The following is a 19396-nucleotide window of genomic DNA, read 5'->3' as shown; positions in this document are numbered from 1 at the left end:
TATTGATGCTTTTAATAAATTCATTTAATAATATTATTATTTTCATAATATAAAGAAGGTTAAGGGTGCTGCAGCCGTTTAAATAATTATTACAAAAAAATCAGGACCGAATCAAAAATAGATTTGGTCCTGATTTATCTTAAGTTTACTTTAATGGCTCTTTTCGTATATAGTCCGAATACTGAAGAATTTGCAAGGTGTTATTAATCTTTTTTTGCAATTCTTTTGTGTTCTTGGATTTCTTCATGGTTTTTCGATCATATAACGAAGCAGGGTGCTTAGCACTTGGTGCAGTATACAGTATGTTATTGCTGATAAACGATCCGCCGGGCATATAGTAACGCATCCCAATAAGGTTATTTTCGTATTGAAAAAGATTATGGCCGATCATTTGCCTATCATGCTCAATTCCAAGAAGGTTTAGAAGGGTTGGCATGAGGTCTATTTGACCGCCAAGTCTAGAGTAAGTTTCCCCCATAAAAATATCCGGCGCGGTGAAAAGAACAGGTACAGTAAAGCGGTCATGGAGATTATAGCGATGACCTAGCGTTTCCTTCAACAACTCCTGGTCCTTTTCTGTTACGGGTGCTCCGTGTAATCCTGAATGGTCTCCGTATATTAACAAAATCGAATCCTCATAAATCTCAAGATCCTTTAGTTTTTGGATAAACAATCCGATTTGTTCATCCGTATAGCGTACTGATTGTAAATAGTTTCCGACATATGTCCCATTAAATTCTTCGGGCAAATTAAGATATTCCATTTCAGCTGGCATTTCGAAAGGGGTATGACTTGTAAGGGTGATGATATTTGAATACATTTTTTCCTGTGATTCCAGCTGGTCTGGTAATTGTGACACGACAAAGTTAAATAATATTTCATCGGCTGGGCCGAAGCCAATTAGTTTCTCGTTCGGGATTTCACTGTTTGTATATACATAGTCAAAACCAAGTGCAGGATATAATTTATCACGGCTCCAATAAGTAATATCATCCGCATGATAGGTAGCCGTTCCATAACCATGTTTTTTCAACGTGCGGACTAGTGAGGGGATCTTATTGCCATCAATGACATTTACAGTTGGATCCATGCCCTCTGGATAAAGGGATGTATGCATAAGCCACTCTGCATCCGATGTGTTGCCAGCGCCAATTTGCTGATACACATTATTGAAATAAGCACTATCCTTCAAGAGGTCATTTAGATGCGGCGTTATTTCCTGTCCCTCAATCGTTTGATTAATAGTGAATTCCTGTAAGGATTCTACTTGAATCACAAATACATGACGATCCTTTGCAATGCCATAAGTTCGATGCTCAGTAAAAGGCACATACACATTGCCTTTTAATTTCGCTAACTCCTCATCTGATAAGTGTTCATTTTGAGCAAAGGCTGTGCCAAACCCGCGTTCATACAATTGCACAAATTGGGATTGAATATATCCATGCTTTTTGGCGAAATAGGATACATCCACTAAAGGATAGAAAAAGGCAAGAACGGTAGTAGCGAATCCTAAACAGCTTAATCCGATCGCCCATCTTTTTGCATTTAAGAAATTGTTTCGTCTATTTGATTTTGTAAAATACCAGATTAGCGGAAGAATCAATGCTACATCTAAGAAAAATAAGAAATCATAAGGAGTCCCAAGCAAAGCAACTGTCCCTTTGACAGAGTTTGATTGGTAGATTTGTTTTACATCATAATAGGAAGGGACTGTTGAAAAATATCTTGTGTAGAAAACAACAACGATAAAAAGGACAGATAAGCCAAGATTATAAAGCCAGATCGTTAGCCATTTTCGTTTTTTACTTAAAAGAATGAAGATGGTTAAGCCAAGTGCCCACATTGGAAACTCTATTAACAGAATGTGGAAAATGGATTTGTTATCAAAAATAACAATTTGAAAAGCTGTAATTTTTAAAAAAAGAACAAGCATGATCAAGGTAAATGGATGGCATAGTACATTTTTTACTTCTGCAAGCCGAAACTTATTCATTGGAGAAGGCACCTCTTGACGTATTGATCATCCTAAACTTTACCAAACAAACATCAAGTCTTGCAAACAATATATATGAGATTGTAATTAAATTATGTAGGAGAAGTTCCTTGAAGTTTTTGGAAACTTTTTTTTCTGTCCCTCTGTGACTTAACAATTTATCACCATATAAAATGGAATCTATTCGATAACCAAACCATTATTATTTGTGTGTTAAAGATTTTTTTACTATTTGGTTTAACTTAGAAAAATATAGAAAAAATAATAATTAATGAAAAAGTACTTGTTTTTTTTATGAAATCCTTCTATAGTAATCTGGTAATGACAACTGTCAAGACAGGGGGGAGAACAACATGGCAGAGAAAACAATTTCACAGAGAAAGCTACTAGGCATTGCAGGGCTAGGATGGATGTTCGATGCAATGGATGTCGGTATGCTTTCATTTATTATCGTAGCACTTAAAACTGAATGGGGCTTGACACCAGCTCAAATGGGCTGGATTGGAAGTGTTAATTCAATTGGGATGGCTGTAGGTGCGTTAGTTTTTGGTTTGTGGGCTGACCGTATTGGTAGAAAGAATATTTTTATCATTACTTTGCTCATGTTTTCACTTGCAAGCGGATTTTCAGCATTCACAACAACACTTGCAGCATTTCTAATTTTACGCTTTTTCGTTGGGATGGGGCTTGGAGGAGAATTGCCTGTCGCCTCAACACTCGTTTCGGAAAGTGTATCAGCTAAAGATCGTGGGCGGGTTGTCGTTCTGCTTGAAAGTTTTTGGGCGTTTGGCTGGTTGCTTGCTGCTATTATTTCATATTTTGTTATTCCTTCATTTGGTTGGCAAATCGCACTTATTCTCGGTGCACTTCCTGCCTTTTATGCCATTTACTTGCGTTTAAATCTGCCGGATTCTCCAGCATTTTCACCAAAAAAAGTGGAAAAACGGACGGTTAGACAAAACGTTCGCGATGTCTGGTCTAAAAAATATGCCCGCTCCACCTTGGTGTTATGGACTGTCTGGTTTACAGTCGTTTTTTCATACTATGGCATGTTCCTATGGCTTCCAAGTGTCATGGTCATGAAGGGTTTTAACATGATTCAAAGCTTTGAATATGTTTTGATCATGACACTCGCTCAACTGCCGGGTTACTTTACAGCAGCATGGCTTATTGAACGTGTAGGACGGAAATTTGTGCTTGCTGTCTATTTACTTGGCACAGCCGTTTCAGCTCTTGTTTTCGGCAACGCTGAAACGACAGCCGTTCTTATAACAGCGGGAATTTTATTGTCATTCTTTAACCTAGGAGCGTGGGGTGCATTGTACGCCTATACTCCGGAACAATATCCGGCTGTCATTCGCGGCACTGGCTCTGGAATGGCCGCATCCATCGGCCGGGTGGGAGGAATACTTGGACCGCTGCTTGTGGGTTCACTTGTTGCTGCAGGCTATTCAATTGGCTTCATATTCGGCATATTTTGTGTGAGCATCATTATTGGTGTTATTACCCTTGTTTTTCTTGGCAGGGAAACACGCCAAATTGAATTAACATAATTAATACTAACTAAGAAAAAAAGCCAAAGAGGCGGCATTGTCCGCAACTTGGGCTTTTTTTCTATTTTTTCCAAAAGGGTATAAAGGTAAATGATATAAAAATGAGTAGGTACTATGACATGCATTGGGGACTGAGTATTCGAAAAATATTATACTAAATAGTCCTACTTTTACTTCTAAGAAATATATATAGGGAGAAGGCTTGTATTTCAAAAAGAAGAAAATAGGAGGGTCAGTATGAAGTTTAAAAAGTCTTTGGCACTATTGTTAACTGGAGGTTTAATAGCAGGTATATTAGCTGGCTGTGCTGAAAAAACAGAAACAGGAAGCTCAGGTTCAGGTGAGCAAAAGGATTCGGCCGTTATAAAAATTGCTACACAGACTCCGCTCTCAGGTGGAAGTGCAACGATAGGGGAAGCTATTAAATTAGGTGCACAGCTTAAATTAGACGAAGAAAAGGCCAAATTTAAAGAATTGGGTTTTGAGTTGCAGCTTGTTCCTTATGATGACCAAGCGGATCCAAAAAAAGGCGTGGCCAATGCACAATTAATTGGTTCAGATAAATCGATCCTCGCTGTTGTCGGTCACTTTAACTCAGGTGTGGCGATTCCTTCATCAGAAGTATATGAAAAATATGCGATCCCGATGGTTTCTCCTGCTAACTCAGCAACAGATGTTACGGATAGAGGATTAAAAACTGTCAACCGAATCGTCGCTCGTGATGACTTTCAAGGTCCAGCAGGCGCTGAATTCGCAGTTAACACATTAAATGCAAAGAAAATCTTTGTTGTTCAAGATAAAACAGCATATGGTACTGGTCTAGCAGAAGCTTTCAAGAAAGCAGCGGAAGAAAAAGGTGCTGAAATTCTTGGGTTTGAAGGGATTACAGTCGGAGAAAAAGACTTCAATGGTGTTGTTAACCAAATTCTTTCCAAGAAGCCAGATTTAGTATTCTTCGGAGGAATCTATTCAGAAGCAGGTCTGTTAATTAAACAATCCCGCGAAAAAGGCATCGATGTTCCGTTTTTAGGGGGAGATGGACTGGATTCTTCTACTCTTGTTGAAATTGCTGGAGATGCCGTTAAAAATACGTACATCACTGCTTTAGCAGGGGATTCTACTAAAACTGAAGAAGGTAAAAAATTCATAGAAAAATACAAAGCCACATTTAATAAAAATACGGAATCCTACTCAGTTTACGGTTATGACACAATGGGGCTAGTTTTAAAAGCGATTGAAGATTCGATAAAAGCAAATGACAACAAATTGCCAACACGTGAACAAGTAAGAGATGCCGTTCGCGCCGTGAAGGACTATCAAGGTGTTCTGACAAAAGTTAGCTTTGACGATATAGGAGACAATGATTTTGCTAAAGTATTTATTTATCAATTTGCAGAAGTTAGCTATCCGCCACAAGCTGTAGGTGAAATAAATAAATAAGATTCATTGGCTGAAAGGGGTATAACCCATTCTATTGGGAAAATACCCTTCTTTGTCTAGCCTCCAGCGCCTACCCCCTCGAGGTCACAAGCCAATCCTCCCAGAAAGGTAAAGTACACCTTTCCGTGAGGATCGACTTGTGCTTGTCGGGGGTGACCAAGGCGCTTACGCTTTTCTATTTTCTACATTTGAAAGAGGAGGTAACGTATGCTGACTGAATTATTGCAAACAATCCCTCAAGTTTTAATTGACGGTCTGACCTTAGGAGCTGTGTATGCTGTAATTGCTTTAGGGTACACGATGGTTTATGGGATATTAGAATTAATCAATTTTGCTCACGGTGAGATCTTTATGACAGGTGCTTTTATCGGTACAGCGATTCTCATCGTTTTGACAGGAATAGGGTGGGTTTCAGCGGTGCCTGCAATTGTTATGCTGATTACGGTACTTTTATTAACAGCTATCCTAACTGGCTTTATAGGGATGGGGATTGAACGAGTAGCGTATCGACCGTTACGAAAAGCACCTAGATTAATCCCCCTTATCACTGCAATTGGTATTTCGTTTTTATTACAAGATATTGTGAGATTCATAGCTGAATTGAAAAAAGGAAACTTTATCGTAACGGGACCAAGTCTTTTTACAAATCAAATTTCAATTAAAGCTTCTTCCATTAGCTCTATTTTTAACGATGCATCTATTAAAACATCATTTGTTATTGTGCTTGTAACGGCCATAATTATGATGATTGGTCTTGACTTCTTTGTTAATCGAACAAAATGGGGAATGGCTATGAGGGCTGTAGCTCAAGATCGTGAAACTGCTTCCTTAATGTCAGTCAATGTGAATAAGGTCATTTCAATCACCTTTTTTGTTGGGTCTGCTCTAGGTGGAGCAACGGGGGTACTATTTGCCGTACAATACGGAACAATCGATCCGTATATTGGGTTTATTCTAGGGTTAAAGGCATTTACAGCAGCAGTATTAGGCGGCATCGGAAATATTCGTGGTGCTATGCTAGGGGGGCTGTTGCTCGGAGTAATGGAAATGTTTGCATCTGCCAATTTAACACTATTAACCGGTGGATTATTCGGTGCCGAATACAAAGATGTCTTTGCCTTTGCCATCTTGATCATCGTGTTACTTTTTAAGCCGGAGGGTCTACTTGGCAAACCGGTCGCTGAGAAAGTGTAGGTGGGAAGAATGAAAACTCTATGGGATAAATATAAACAAAACAAAATGGCACATGGAATTTTTCTTTTAATTTACATCGGAGTTTCTTCATTAAGTTTATTTATGGCACAAAGGTCAGTTACTGCATTCCTGCTATTATTATCTTCCTTGTTATTGCTATATTTTACAAATTTCAAAAATCTGACGAAATGGCTGATTGCGGGAATTGTTCTTGTGTTTCTACTCCCGTTCACAGCAAGTCAAGGAGATGCCTATCAATCCTATATGGAAGTTGCTACACTTGTTGGAATCTATATAGCAATGGCTCTCGGATTAAATATTGTCGTTGGAATGGCTGGTCTTCTTGACTTGGGATTTGTCGCCTTCTTTGCTGTTGGAGCATACACATATGGGATTTTTGCTACAGCCCAAGCTTCGAATTTTATGCCGTTTGGTACGTTTCCACTTTCAGGAGAAAGCTTTTGGATCTTTATTATTTTGGGCTGTTTAGTTGCAGCGTTGTTTGGAATTTTACTCGGAATTCCGGTTCTTCGGGTAAAAGGGGATTATTTAGCAATCGTTACATTAGGGTTTGGCGAGATTATTAGAATTATTTTTAATAACCTTGACCGCCCGCTTAATATTACAAACGGTGCAATGGGAATTCCTTCTGTTACCCCGCCTCGATTGTTTGGAATAGATTTTCTTTTTCCAAGTCAATTTTATTACATTGTACTCGTACTCCTGTTATTTACCATTTTTACGGTCCGTCGTTTCGAGCATTCAAAAATTGGCCGTTCATGGAAAGCGGTCAGAGAAAATGAAATTGCTGCTCAAGCGATGGGTGTTCCTTTAGTGCGGACAAAACTAATGGCTTTTGCAATCGGTGCCTCCTTCTCAGGGATGATGGGTGTCGTATTTGCTGCAAAACAAGCCTTTGTCGATCCTACAAGCTTTACTCTTCTCGAGTCGATTACGATTTTAGTTATGGTACTCTTAGGCGGGATGGGCAGTGTCCCAGGTGTTATTCTAGGTGCGGCTGTGATGACGATTCTGAACCTTCAAGTATTAACTGAAATAACAAATTGGTTGAATCAGTTAAGCTTGTCAGGGGCAATTTCAATCCCAGATGCCCTTTCACCGGCTAAAATGCAAAGATTAATATTTGGTTTGCTATTAATCTTGTTTGCTTTATATAGGCCAAAGGGACTTTTGCCGGCAAAAAATCGTGTCTATGATGAAAAGGTTTTACAAGAGGGAAGCAGTCAAGCTGCTTTAGGAATTTTACCTGAAAATGAGAAGCTCAATGCGAAGGAGGTGTAGATGCATGTCTATTTTAGAGGTCCAAAATTTAACAAAGCAATTTGGCGGCCTTACTGCTAATCAAGATGTATCGATGAAGGTGGAAAAAAGCTCAATTACAGCGGTGATTGGACCGAACGGGGCAGGAAAAACAACATTTTTTAATATGATTACAGGTGTGTACCAGCCAACATCCGGCAGTATTTTGCTTGAAAATGAAAAAATAAACGGTTTAAAACCGGATGAGGTATCAAAAAAAGGAATATCAAGAACCTTTCAAAATATCCGTTTGTTTAATGAAATGTCAGTTCTCGAAAATGTTCTTGTAGGCATGCATACACATTTAAAAGCAGGACTTATGGGGATTTTATTCAATCTTCCAGCCATTCGCAAAGAAGAAAGAGCATCTGAAATAAAAGCGTATCAATTATTGGAATATGTAGGACTTGCTCCCCTTTTAAATGAGAAAGCAAGCAATCTAAGCTATGGTGCTCAAAGAAGGCTAGAAATTGCAAGAGCTCTTGCTGCGGATCCAAAGGTCTTATTACTAGATGAGCCTGCTGCAGGTATGAATCCAAAAGAAACAAACGAACTTACTCAGCTTATCAAAAGAATGAGAGAAGAATTCAATCTGACTATTATTTTAATTGAGCATGATATGAAGCTGGTCATGAAGATTTCTGAACATATCGTTGTACTGGACCATGGCGAAAAAATTGCAGAAGGAAAGCCTGAAGACATTCGAAACAATCCTAAGGTTATCGAAGCATACTTAGGAACTGGGGCTGTTCAGGTTGGATAGGGGGATAAAACATGCTTCAAATAAAAAATGTTGAAACCTACTATGGCGGGATACAGGCCTTAAAAGGGATAGATGTTGCAGTGGATAAAGGTGAAATTGTTACTCTTATCGGCAGTAATGGAGCAGGAAAATCAACCACTTTAAAATCCATTAGCGGCCTAGCGAAAGTAACGAATGGTAACATTGTCTATAACGGATCAGAAATATCAAATAAGCCTGCCCATGAAACGACTTTGTTGGGGATTGCACATGTGCCAGAAGGCCGAAAGATTTTTCCAAAACTGTCGGTCAAGGAAAACTTATTAATGGGAGCCTTTTCTGTAAAAAATAAGAGTGTAATTGATCAAAGAATGGAAAGGGTTTTTCAATATTTTCCTAAGTTGAAAGATCGTTTTGAGCAAAAGGGCGGTACGATGAGCGGAGGGGAACAGCAAATGCTTGCCATCGGACGAGCCCTTATGATGGAACCTGATTTATTAATGCTAGACGAGCCTTCAATGGGGCTTGCGCCAATCATTGTGGAACAAATTTTTGAAATCATCAAAGAACTAAATCAAGAAGGCATAACCATCTTACTGGTTGAACAAAATGCTTATCAAGCTCTGCAAATTGCCCATAGAGGTTATGTGATTCAAACAGGAGAAATTAAACTTCAAGGAGACGGCAATGAGTTGCTTAAGAATGAAGAAGTCCGTGAAGCATATTTAGCATAAGATAGCCTAAATCTCATATTAATCTAACGCTTAGATACTTTCTATCCAAGCGTTTTTTTGTTGTTCTGAAAACTATTGAGAGGTATTATTCCATATTGGTTTTTATTTTAGAAAAAAAATGATACTATCACTAGGTATGAGTAAGGAACAAAGCTAGCTATAAGTTTAAGAAAATGGAGGATTTTATGGAATCCTGGATTCAAGATTTAATAGAGCAATTTGGGTATTGGGGAGTATTTTTACTAATTGCCGTTGAAAATATTTTTCCTCCCATTCCTTCAGAAGTTATTCTTACCTTTGGGGGATATTTGACAAATAGCATGAATCTAAGTGTCACAGGTGTTATTATCTCAGCAACATTAGGCTCTGTCATGGGAGCTGTTATATTGTATGGTCTTGGTTTATTAATGGATGTAAAGAGATTAGAAAGAATCATTGATCGGTATGGACGTTTTTTGCGTTTGACAAAAGATGATATTTATCGTGCAGATGCTTGGTTTGATAAATATGGAATTTTGACTGTCCTGTTTTGTCGATTAATTCCTCTTATTAGGAGTTTAATTTCTATCCCAGCTGGAATGTCCAATATGAACTTTTGGTTATTTTTACTTTTTACAACTATAGGAACACTCATTTGGAATACAGTTTTAGTTAATTTAGGAGCCGCGGTTGGATCTAATTGGGAGTATATTGTAGAAATTATGGATAAGTTCTCGACTGTCGTTTATACACTAATCGTTATATTATTTGTCTTGGTTATTGTTTGGTATATTAAAAAGCGAAAAGAGAGAAAACCTAATAGCTAATTTATAGAAAAAGTTGAGTAACTGCCTAAGTTGGATTAGGAGGGCGGTTGCTCTTTTTCATTTGGATGGGAGTTTCAATTTAATTAATAAATTGATAGCGACAATTATTAAAAATAGAGCATTTTCTTAATGTAATTTGAATCAGGGTATACAATGTATTAGGATAGAAAATAATACCACAAAATAATACAATAAAATTATAGAATTAAAAGTTTTTCTGAGAGGACAGATTTTCATTGGAAACTAAAAAAGCATTGCCTATTTTATTTTTAGTTATGTTTCTAGTAATGGTAGGCTTCGGAATTATTATCCCTGTCATCCCTTTTTATGCAGAAGAAATCGGGGCAAGTCCAGCCCAGCTAGGCTGGTTAATGGCTGTGTATTCCTTAATGCAGCTGCTTTTTGCGCCAGTGTGGGGGAGAATATCAGATCGAATTGGGCGGAAACCAGTCATTGCAATCGGGATCGCCGGATTGTCGCTTTCGTTTTTTTTAACGGCATTTTCAAGTCAGCTTTGGATGCTGTTTGCTGCAAGAATTATAGGAGGAATGTTATCTTCTGCTAATATGCCAACAGTTATGGCATATGTTGCTGATATAACGTCAGAGGAGAATCGCGGGAAGGGCATGGGGATTATAGGTGCCGCTACGGGTTTAGGCTTTATTTTCGGACCGGCTATCGGCGGTATGTTCTCAAAAATAAGCTTAACGATGCCCTTCTACATAGCAGGTACAACATCGGCATTAACGCTTATCCTCGTTTTATTCATATTAAAAGAGTCTTTAACCGAGGAATCCAAACTTAATCAAACACAGAAAAAAGCTTCGATATGGAGTGCATTCAAAGGCTCGGTATCCATTTTATTTATGCTCCAGCTATTTATTTCCTTATCGCTCTCTGGCTTGGAAGCAACATTTGCTTATTTCGCTGCGAAAAAGGCTGGATTAGGAACCGTACAATTAGGTTATATCTTTATGATTATGGGACTTGCAAGTGCCGTTGTTCAAGGAGGGCTCATAGGGCGATTAACGAAGAAGTTTGGTGAGGGAACTGTTATTCAAGGCGGAATTATCGTTTCAGCCATTGGGTTCGCCTGTATTTTGCTCGTTGATAGCTTTGCAACTGCTGCTCTGTTTTTAACGATTTTTGGGGTTGGAAATGGTGTAATTCGTCCTACTGTATCAGCTTTAATTACGAAAAGGTCGATGGCAGGTCATGGAAGCTCAACAGGACTGCTATCTTCCTTTGATTCGCTTGGCAGAATTATTGGCCCACCATTAGGAGGCTGGCTATTCTCGATCCAAGCAGGACTTCCATACATATCTGGGGCTGTTTTATCACTCATAGCCTTTGTTTTATATAGAATATATGCAATAAAATCTAGTAAAACAATTTTTTATAAGCCCGAGCTAAATAGAAAATAGAGCAATGTGAACATAATAATAAATCCCGAATCTCTATAAAGACTCGGGATTTTTGCTTTATTTTATTATTTAGTTGCACCTTCAACGTTTGGTCGGTTGTTTTCATCAATGAAACAGACGGCAATTGTACCAACAAGGAGCAAAGCACCAGCGAAATAGAATCCTGTGTTTAAGCTTCCTGTAACGTCTGTAAGGAATCCGGTAATGTAAGGTGCTAGGATAGAACCACACATACCGATAAAGTTATAAACACCAAATGATGTACTATAAGCATTTTTTGGCGCATTATCAGCGATAACCGCAACTAAAACAGGGTTTGTACTGATTTTACCGAAAATACCATATCCAATTAAAGCGGCATATAATACTGCCATACTATCGAAGAAAACAATGGATACTAGTGCAATGATGGATAATGGCATCATGACTAAAAGAACAGGCTTACGTTTACCCATTTTGTCTGCAATCCAGCTGAATAAAATGGAGCCTGGAATCGCAGCCCAAGGAACAAGGGATGATACGAATGCAACACTTCCGCCGGTAATGCCGCGCTCCTGCTCTAAGTAGAAAGGAATCCAAGTAATAACTACGAAGAATGCATAGATGGCACTGAAAATCGTGATATAAGCTGCAATTAAATTTCGATTCTTAAATAACTCTCCAATTTTAAGCTTTTCGCCATTATTTTCTGCAGCTTTCTCTGCTTTCGATTTTGGCTTTTCTTTTATTACCCACCACATAGCTAATCCGATTAGAACGACAGGAATAGCGATGATGAAGAATGGTGATCTCCAGCTCATTCCAAACTCATGAACAGAATAACTTGAAATATAGTAACCAATAGAGGTACCGAAAGCCATTCCGCTGTTAATGATCGCGCTACCTAATGTAATACGGTGTGGAGGTATCGCTTCAGATGATAGACCGTAAGATGGACCATAGAAGAAGCCTTGGAAAATACCTACCATTATCCAAGATGTCATAAATAGGAAGAATGTTGGCATCATACCAGTTACTGCGGCAAAAACACCGAATAGAATAACCCCTGGTACAAGCACTCGCTTTTTCCCGATTTTATCCCCTAGAATACCTGAAGGAATGTTAAGTCCTGCATATCCTAAGAAGAAAATACTCATAATTAAACCAAGCTGTGAATTACTTAAACCAAACTCACTTTGAATGTCGCCCATGATCGGGTTCAGAATTGTACGAGTAGCATATAGTGCGACCCAACCTAAAAAGAATACGGTTACAATTTTGACCCAATATGGGATTCCGCCTTTTCCAGCGGGCTCATTTTGCTCCAAAACCTTTGCCATTTTGTCTTCCTCCCATTTGATTATTTTTATATGCTGGCAGTAAGGAAAGGTATTAATAACTACAATCTCACTATAAGTCATCTTGCGTTGCAGACGAATAAAAAAGGTAAGGTTAACATTACAAAAAGATTAAATTCAAAAAAAATACCCATATTGCATCTAGCAATACGGGTAACAAAAACATTAAATTTTCGGTATGCTTCTGAGCATATATCCAAGACCGGGATACGTTACAATATATTCTTCTTTACTGTGCAAAAGATCTTTGATCTTTCGGCGTATTCTTGCGATACTGACACGCAAATATTCTACATCATCTCGGTATTGCGGACCCCAAACTTCTGATAATAAGGTTTCATGCTGGACAACTTTATCTAAATTAAGCGCTAATATTTCCATAACTGAATACTCAGTTTGAGTAAGCTTAAACTCTTCATTATTAATCCAGCATCGCTTGCTGCCAAGATCGAGTGCTAAATCTCCCGTTCGAATAATCGGAGTTTTTGCCAATCCAGGCTCAGCATAGCTTGATTGACTTCTTCTCAAAACAGCATTAACCCTGGCAAAAAGCTCATCTAATGAGAAAGGCTTTGTTAAGTAGTCATCTGCACCAACATTCAAACCGTGCACTTTATCATGTGGATTGCTTCTAGCTGTCAGCATAATGACAGGAACATCCGAGAACTTGCGAAGTTTTTCAAGCACATCGAAGCCATCCTGTCCAGGCATCATAATATCAAGCAGTATTAAATCAGGTGAAATAAGGTCGAATCTTTCAAATAACTCTTCACCTGAATTGACCGTTGTTACTTCATAACCAATGGATTTTAAGTTGGCAGAAACAAATCGCAATATTTTTGGTTCGTCATCTACAATACAAATCTTTTGGCCCTTCAATTCATTCTCCTCCTCTCATGATCGGGAAATATAGAATAAAGGTACTTCCTTTATTAAGCTCACTCTTCACCTCAATTTTTCCATCATGAGCTTCCATAATCCCTAAACAGATGGAAAGACCTAAGCCCGTACCGCCTGTTCTTCGTGTTGCTGTAACATCTACTTGATAGAAGCGATTGAAAATCTTTGTTAAATGATCCTCTGATATACCGATCCCATTATCAGAAACCGTAATTTTAATATAATTATTTTCAATCTCTAGCGTAATATCGATTTTCTTTTCAATGGAATCGTTGTAACGAAGGGCGTTCGTAAATAAATTGACTAGTACTTGCTGAACGCGTATTTTATCTGCGTAGAAGGTGAAGCCGTCCCGCAGTTTGTTATTAAACTTCAAACTAGCCTCTGCTTTAAGTGATAAAGGTATTTGTTCTATCGATTGTTCAATAACATGGTCCGCACGAATCATGTTTCGTTCCACATACATAGTTCCTGATTCAATCTTAGAGATATCCATCCAGTCATTAACTAAATGTAAGATCCGTTCAATATCCTCGTGAACGCCTTCTAAAAGCTCCTGCTGGAATTCAGGCTCCCATTCAACCTCAGAACGAAGAAGCGTTTCTACACTGCCTTTAATATTTGTTATCGGTGTTTTAAATTCATGAGAAGTCAGCGAGATTAAATTGTTTTTTAATGTATCAATTTCCTCTTCCTCTGTAATATCTCGTAAAACTAAGCCTTCACCGATAATGTTTTCATCTAGCATAACAGAGAATTTATGAAGCAAATAATATTTTGGCTTCTTTGATTTATTCTTTTCCTCTAATTTAAGTTCTCCTCTTTCGTTCGCGAAGAATGCGGACAAATCTTCTTTATCCACATCAAAAAGAGTAATAAAGCGTTTATATACATCATCTATGCTTACTAATCCGTTACGGTACTCAAACTCATACTCAATTTCATCGTCAACGTCTTCATTATTTGCCACAACGTTCAAGAAAAATTCATTTACATACTCCACTTCTTTTTGATTATTCAATAGCATTAATCCTTCTGACATACTTTCCAAGACAGCCTCAAGTATCGCATGCTTATTGCGAATTTGTTCAAATAAAAACTTGTTTTGCAGCATAACGGATAATGAACTGGCAAACGTATGAAGGAATTCTTGATCACTGGCCTTAATTGATTTATCGCTGGTCATGTCGACAATTAGATATCCTTTATTTTTTTGTTCTATTTGTATTGGCTCCAAATACTGCTGATCTCCAATCATATTTTCACTGAGATACTGCAGTAAATTTTGGTTTGTACGAATGGAATTGTTTGTAACAGCTAAATCTAGAAAGAATATATGAATAGAATAGTCCATAAACGCTTCAATTTCTTTCAAACAGTGCTGAATAAAATGGGCCAAGTCCTTATTAGAAGAAACGGAGGTAATCAATTTATTTACTGCTTTTAATTCTGAGTTTTTATGCTCTAGGACAGCCGTCCTTTCCTGCACTCTGCCTTCAAGCTCTTTATTTAGTTCCATTAAGCCTTTTTTATTTCTTTCTACCTCTTGAATCATGTTATTAAAATAATAAAACAACTCTTCCATTTCCTTGGGTCCCTTAATCTTCTTTGTTATTCGATGCTTCTTATTGATGCCAATCGTGTAATCTTTAATGTAATTCAGCAATTGATGAATCGTTCGTTCCAGCCGATTTGTTAAGAGCAGGCTGACGCCAATCATCAGAATGACTGTAATAAGCAGAAAGACTACTATCATCATAATGGCATTTTTATACGTTTTCATAATCGCATCAGTCGGTTTTTCTATCCAAACAGTCCAATTAAGAGGGGGGATCTTCACATACGTAATGTAAAATTCCTCCTGCTGATTTTCAATATTAAAAAAACTGCTGCCCTCATCATTACGCTGTTCTTCGATATACTGTGTAACCTCTGACCCTGAAAAATTGACGAGCTCTCTTCTCGTATCAATGGTTGGATGAACAATCACATTTTTATCCTGGTCAATCACAACAGCTTGGCCGCCTTCTCCAAAGGTGCGTTTTTTTATATGTTCACCTAATGCGTTCAAATCTAATGCTCCAAGCACATAGCCGATCATGTCTCCGTTGTCATTCTTGATCGGAGAAACGATCGTCACTAATAGAGTGTCTGTTCCGCCCCGGCCATGGAAGACGGGAGAGATGACAGCGTCCTTCGTTTTTAATAATTCCTTATAGTAGGATCGGTCACTGAAGTTATGATTCTCTCTCTCTACTCCATCTGTGAATACTTCGGGATAGAAAACGATGGACTGTCCCTTAATATTTCCAACATACATATTAACGAATCCAGGATAGTTTTCTTTTATATTTTTAAGCTGGATTTGAATACCTTCCACATCTTGATTCATAAACTTTTCTTGGATAGTAAGTGACTCTGTTTGAATGGCTCTTTTATGTTCTAATACATAGTTTCGAATATAATCAGATAAATAATTAGTCGTTTGTGCCTGACTTTTTTGATTTTCATTAATTAATGAATACAACTGATAAACCTGGAATACTCCAAGTAACGCAATCGAGAAAAAAGTTATAGTTAAGAAGGAAGAAATAAGTTCTTTTTTAAAGGAACGGGGTTTTTTCATGGTTTCTTTCCTTTCGAAAGAGGTTAGTAAAAATGGTATCTGCCCATGCTTTATAATAAGCATAAACAGACACCATGTTAATACACTTTGAACGGCTTCGCAATGAATATGAATACTGACCAGAAGCTTGCCGCTTTTTACGGTTCCAATAAAAAACAAATGATTTCCCATAAGGATGTTCATACGGTTATAAAAAATTCTTTTGTATAGCTCCAACCTTATTGTTTACAAGGAATAGAGGAATATTCTTTTCATATTCCTCCATTCAAATAAATTTGTTCTTTGATTATATTAGACAAGGCCTAATTTAATTGCGTATGCTTCAAGTGCTTTTTCGAAACATTCTTTTGGAGCACGCACTGTTCCGGCACCAACTTGTCCTACACCGGCATTTTTATGAGCGATACCTGTGTTAATTACTGGTTCAATGCCAGTTTCTACGACTTTACGTGCATCAATTCCAAGACATGCTCCTTGGAAATCCCATGTCGGGATCGTGAAGTTGCTGTTTTGATCAATACAGATTTCCATCATTTCATTACTTGTGGTAAGGGCATCATTAAAACCACCTGCTCCAACGAAACGAGTTACACCAGGAGCGGCGATCATAGCCATACCACCTACACCGAATGTTTCGGTGATGGCACTATCACCAATATCTGGGTTAGCATCATCTTGTGAGTATCCAGTAAAGAACAGACCTTGAGGAGTGTTAACAGGAGCTGTAAACCACTCATCACCCATACCGCTAATACGAATACCGAAGTCTTTACCATTCCGGCACATAGCTGTAACAACTGTACCTTCCTGGATTTGTCTAGCTCCATCCATGACAGCTTTGCTAGTTGCCATAGCAATATTTAGGAAGAATTGATCAGTATCAGCTAAGAACTTAATTACATCTTTCAGATCCTTACCCTCTATATCTAATTGTACAATATATGGGCTGATTTCTTTAAGGAAAATAAGGGACGCAGCAATATTACGCTGGTGGAATTCATCACCCATTGTAATGGCTTTTGCAATCATAACGTTCAGATTTAAACCATCTTCTGTAAGCTTTAATGCTCTAGAAATAGTCGGTCCTAACACATTTTGCATCCATTTTAAACGATTGATCACTTCATCAGAATAAGCACCGAAACGAAGAACTTTACCAATACCTTCGTTCATGATACAGTATGCTTCGTTTCCATCTAAACGGTTTTCCACAACAAAGACAGGCATGTTTGCAGAAGTAATACCGCCCATTGGACCTACAGCGTTTACATGATGGCAAGGAATAAATGTAACTTCCCCATTAGCAAGCATTTGGATAGCTTCTTCGTCAGAACTAGCCCAGCCTTCAAATAAAGCAGCACCAATACAAGATCCTTGCATTGGACCAGTCATATCATCCCATTTAATTGGCGGTCCAGCATGAAGAAGGACTTTGCCTTCATTTAATTCTTTAATTTTTTCCTTTGCGGGGACTACATCAACTAGAAAAGGAGCTGCTCCAGAGATTTTTTCTATTACGGCTTTGTTTGCTTCGTCCATTGAATTGTGTTGGGTGTTTAACTGAGCAAGAATTTTTCTCATTTTTTCATTTCCGCCTGCAATTGGTCTCCAGTCATATTGAACGACAGAAGCGCCATTTGCAACTAATGCATCAGTAAAGCTCTTTAATCCAACATTGATGATGGTTGGCTTATTATTTACGAGCTTGGAAATTTGTTCTGAAGTTGTTAAATCAAAATCCTTTGCTGAGGATGCTGATTCTTCATGCGCTTTTTTCACATCATTTACTTCAAGGCCAACAATACTTAAAGCCGTACGGACTGCTTCATTATTATTATCCTTAACAATAATTCCAGCATCTGCAAGACGCATTTTGTGGCCGTTATAATCCTGTGGATCGTTTAATGTTCCGCAAACGGATGCAACTACATACAGGTTGCGGCCATTTTCTTTCGCATGTGCCACTGCCTTTTGAATAGAAGGAAGCAATGCAGTAGCCATATCCTCATGAGAACCGTAGCCAAGTACGAAATCAAGCAGGATAACAGCTGTCTTCTCATCTTGTGCAGCTTTTTCAATAAATTTAGCACGTGTTTCAGGGTCAATCATTGGATGCGGTTTACCTTGTGTATATTTGTCATCACCAAGGTCAACTACTTCGTGGCCATCTTGTCTTAAAACATAACCCTCTTCATTCTTGATTTCAGTGCCAAGTCCAAGTGCATCTGAAATTAAAACGGCTGCCTCAGAAGCCATTGTTCCGCCTGAGAAAAGTCCTTTAATTGAAGTTTGTGCAGGTGTTAATGAAACATCAGCCACTTTATAGTCGCCAGCATTATATTCTTCTTTAATTGGATTTCCTCTTACAAGGTCAACAGCAATTTTTGCAGTTTCTGCAAGTGTATAAGCTTGATAAACATTGCCTTCATGCTTTGTTGGCTTTTCTCCAATGAAAATCGTTACAACTGGCTTAGATAAGCTGTGCAGCAATTCAACTACCTTGTTGCGTACTTCTTTTGCTGGCGGCTTAGAAATAACAACAATAATGTCTGTTTGCTTATGACTTTCTAATGCTTTAATTCCATCCATCATCGTAATGGCACCAATTGAATCTTTAAGGTCGCGTCCGCCTGTTCCGATTGCATGGCTAACACCTTCACCAAGACGATCGATAATTGTAGATACCTCTTGAATACCTGTTCCAGATGCACCAACAATTCCAATTCGCCCTTTGCTTACAACGTTAGCAAATGCTAGTGGAATCCCGTCTAAAATACCTGTTCCACAGTCAGGACCCATAACAATAAGTCCCTTGTCATGCGCCTTTTGCTTAAGTCTAACCTCTTCCTCCACAGGAACGTTATCACTGAATAGGAATACGTGAAGACCTGAATCTAATGCCTTGTCAGCTTCTTCCGCCGCATACTGACCAGGTACAGAAATAAGTGCCAGATTAGCATCAGGGGCTGACTTAAGGGCTTTATCCCAAGTACGAACCGTTTCAAACTGCTGGCTTTTTCCGCTGATTGCTTGATTTTTTAAGTATTCTTCTACCTTTTCAAGAACTTCAGCAACTTTGCTTTCATCATCTGTATCAACAACAACGGCCATATCGTTTGATTCAGCAGCGCCTAATTCATCTGTATACAAGCCTGCATCCTTAAAAATATCTTTGTTAGAAGGGGTTGCCATCATGATTTGAACTTTGTTAACTCCCTCTGTTGTTGCCACAGCATTCGTGAGCAGCATTAAGTTAATAGAATCTTGATACGAATTCTTTTGAATAATTGTGTGAAGCACTCGTAATCACCTCTATATGATTTT

At 38.3% G+C, this 19396-nt stretch carries 13 protein-coding genes and 1 pseudogene; 8 read left to right on the top strand and 6 right to left on the bottom strand.

Annotated features, from left to right (window positions below):
- Positions 1-145 precede the first annotated feature (145 nt).
- Positions 146-1996: an LTA synthase family protein gene (locus V7127_RS11495; protein ID WP_335353571.1), complete on the bottom strand. Its 1851-nt coding sequence runs from the start codon at positions 1994-1996 to the stop codon at positions 146-148.
- Between the two features lie 353 nt (positions 1997-2349).
- On the opposite strand from V7127_RS11495, the gene V7127_RS11490 reads away from it, so the two are divergent.
- From V7127_RS11490 to V7127_RS11455, 8 genes are all read left to right on the top strand, one after another.
- Positions 2350-3549 carry an MFS transporter gene (locus tag V7127_RS11490; RefSeq protein WP_335486092.1) on the top strand — a complete coding sequence of 400 codons (1200 nt, stop codon included), beginning with the start codon at positions 2350-2352 and terminating at the stop codon, positions 3547-3549.
- A 237-nt stretch (positions 3550-3786) separates the two neighbouring features.
- A complete protein-coding gene (locus tag V7127_RS11485) occupies positions 3787-4989 on the top strand; it encodes a branched-chain amino acid ABC transporter substrate-binding protein (RefSeq protein WP_335345100.1) in 1203 nt (400 codons plus the stop codon).
- Positions 4990-5196: 207 nt separating this feature from the next.
- On the top strand, positions 5197-6183 hold the full coding sequence (locus tag V7127_RS11480) for a branched-chain amino acid ABC transporter permease (RefSeq protein ID WP_335345101.1): 987 nt from the start codon (positions 5197-5199) through the stop codon (positions 6181-6183).
- A 9-nt stretch (positions 6184-6192) separates the two neighbouring features.
- The gene (locus V7127_RS11475; RefSeq protein WP_335345102.1) at positions 6193-7485 is read left to right on the top strand and encodes a branched-chain amino acid ABC transporter permease; all 1293 of its coding nucleotides are present in this window, start codon (positions 6193-6195) and stop codon (positions 7483-7485) included.
- A gap of 4 nt (positions 7486-7489) precedes the next feature.
- Positions 7490-8266: an ABC transporter ATP-binding protein gene (locus tag V7127_RS11470; RefSeq protein ID WP_335345103.1), complete on the top strand. Its 777-nt coding sequence runs from the start codon at positions 7490-7492 to the stop codon at positions 8264-8266.
- An 11-nt stretch (positions 8267-8277) separates the two neighbouring features.
- Positions 8278-8979: an ABC transporter ATP-binding protein gene (locus V7127_RS11465; protein ID WP_335345104.1), complete on the top strand. Its 702-nt coding sequence runs from the start codon at positions 8278-8280 to the stop codon at positions 8977-8979.
- A 185-nt stretch (positions 8980-9164) separates the two neighbouring features.
- Positions 9165-9785, top strand: coding sequence for a DedA family protein (locus V7127_RS11460; protein ID WP_335486089.1), 621 nt, complete (start codon positions 9165-9167; stop codon positions 9783-9785).
- 236 nt (positions 9786-10021) lie between these two features.
- Positions 10022-11209 (top strand): MFS transporter, encoded by a 1188-nt coding sequence (locus V7127_RS11455; protein WP_335345106.1) that lies wholly within the window; start codon positions 10022-10024, stop codon positions 11207-11209.
- Between the two features lie 65 nt (positions 11210-11274).
- Here the strand turns inward: V7127_RS11455 and V7127_RS11450 are convergent, their stop codons facing one another.
- The 5 genes and pseudogenes from V7127_RS11450 to fdrA form a co-directional block, all read right to left on the bottom strand.
- Positions 11275-12528: an MFS transporter gene (locus tag V7127_RS11450; protein WP_335345107.1), complete on the bottom strand. Its 1254-nt coding sequence runs from the start codon at positions 12526-12528 to the stop codon at positions 11275-11277.
- 183 nt (positions 12529-12711) lie between these two features.
- Positions 12712-13425: a response regulator transcription factor gene (locus tag V7127_RS11445; protein WP_335486085.1), complete on the bottom strand. Its 714-nt coding sequence runs from the start codon at positions 13423-13425 to the stop codon at positions 12712-12714.
- Between the two features lies 1 nt (position 13426).
- Positions 13427-16255, bottom strand: a complete 2829-nt coding sequence (locus tag V7127_RS11440) for an ATP-binding protein (RefSeq protein WP_335486082.1) — start codon at positions 16253-16255, stop codon at positions 13427-13429.
- Positions 16256-16363: 108 nt separating this feature from the next.
- On the bottom strand, positions 16364-17653 hold the full coding sequence (locus V7127_RS11435; protein ID WP_335345160.1) for a DUF1116 domain-containing protein: 1290 nt from the start codon (positions 17651-17653) through the stop codon (positions 16364-16366).
- Positions 17639-19372, bottom strand: a pseudogene (fdrA, locus tag V7127_RS11430) (acyl-CoA synthetase FdrA); the annotation flags it as partial. The gene V7127_RS11435 and the pseudogene fdrA, both read right to left, overlap by 15 nt.
- Between the last annotated feature and the right edge of the window lie 24 nt (positions 19373-19396).

It is taken from the genome of Bacillus sp. JJ1773, from assembly GCF_036962035.1.
Classification (GTDB): Bacteria; Bacillota; Bacilli; order Bacillales; family Cytobacillaceae; genus Cytobacillus.
Note: the sequence above shows the minus strand (reverse complement) of the source record. Positions and strands in the feature narration are given on the sequence as shown.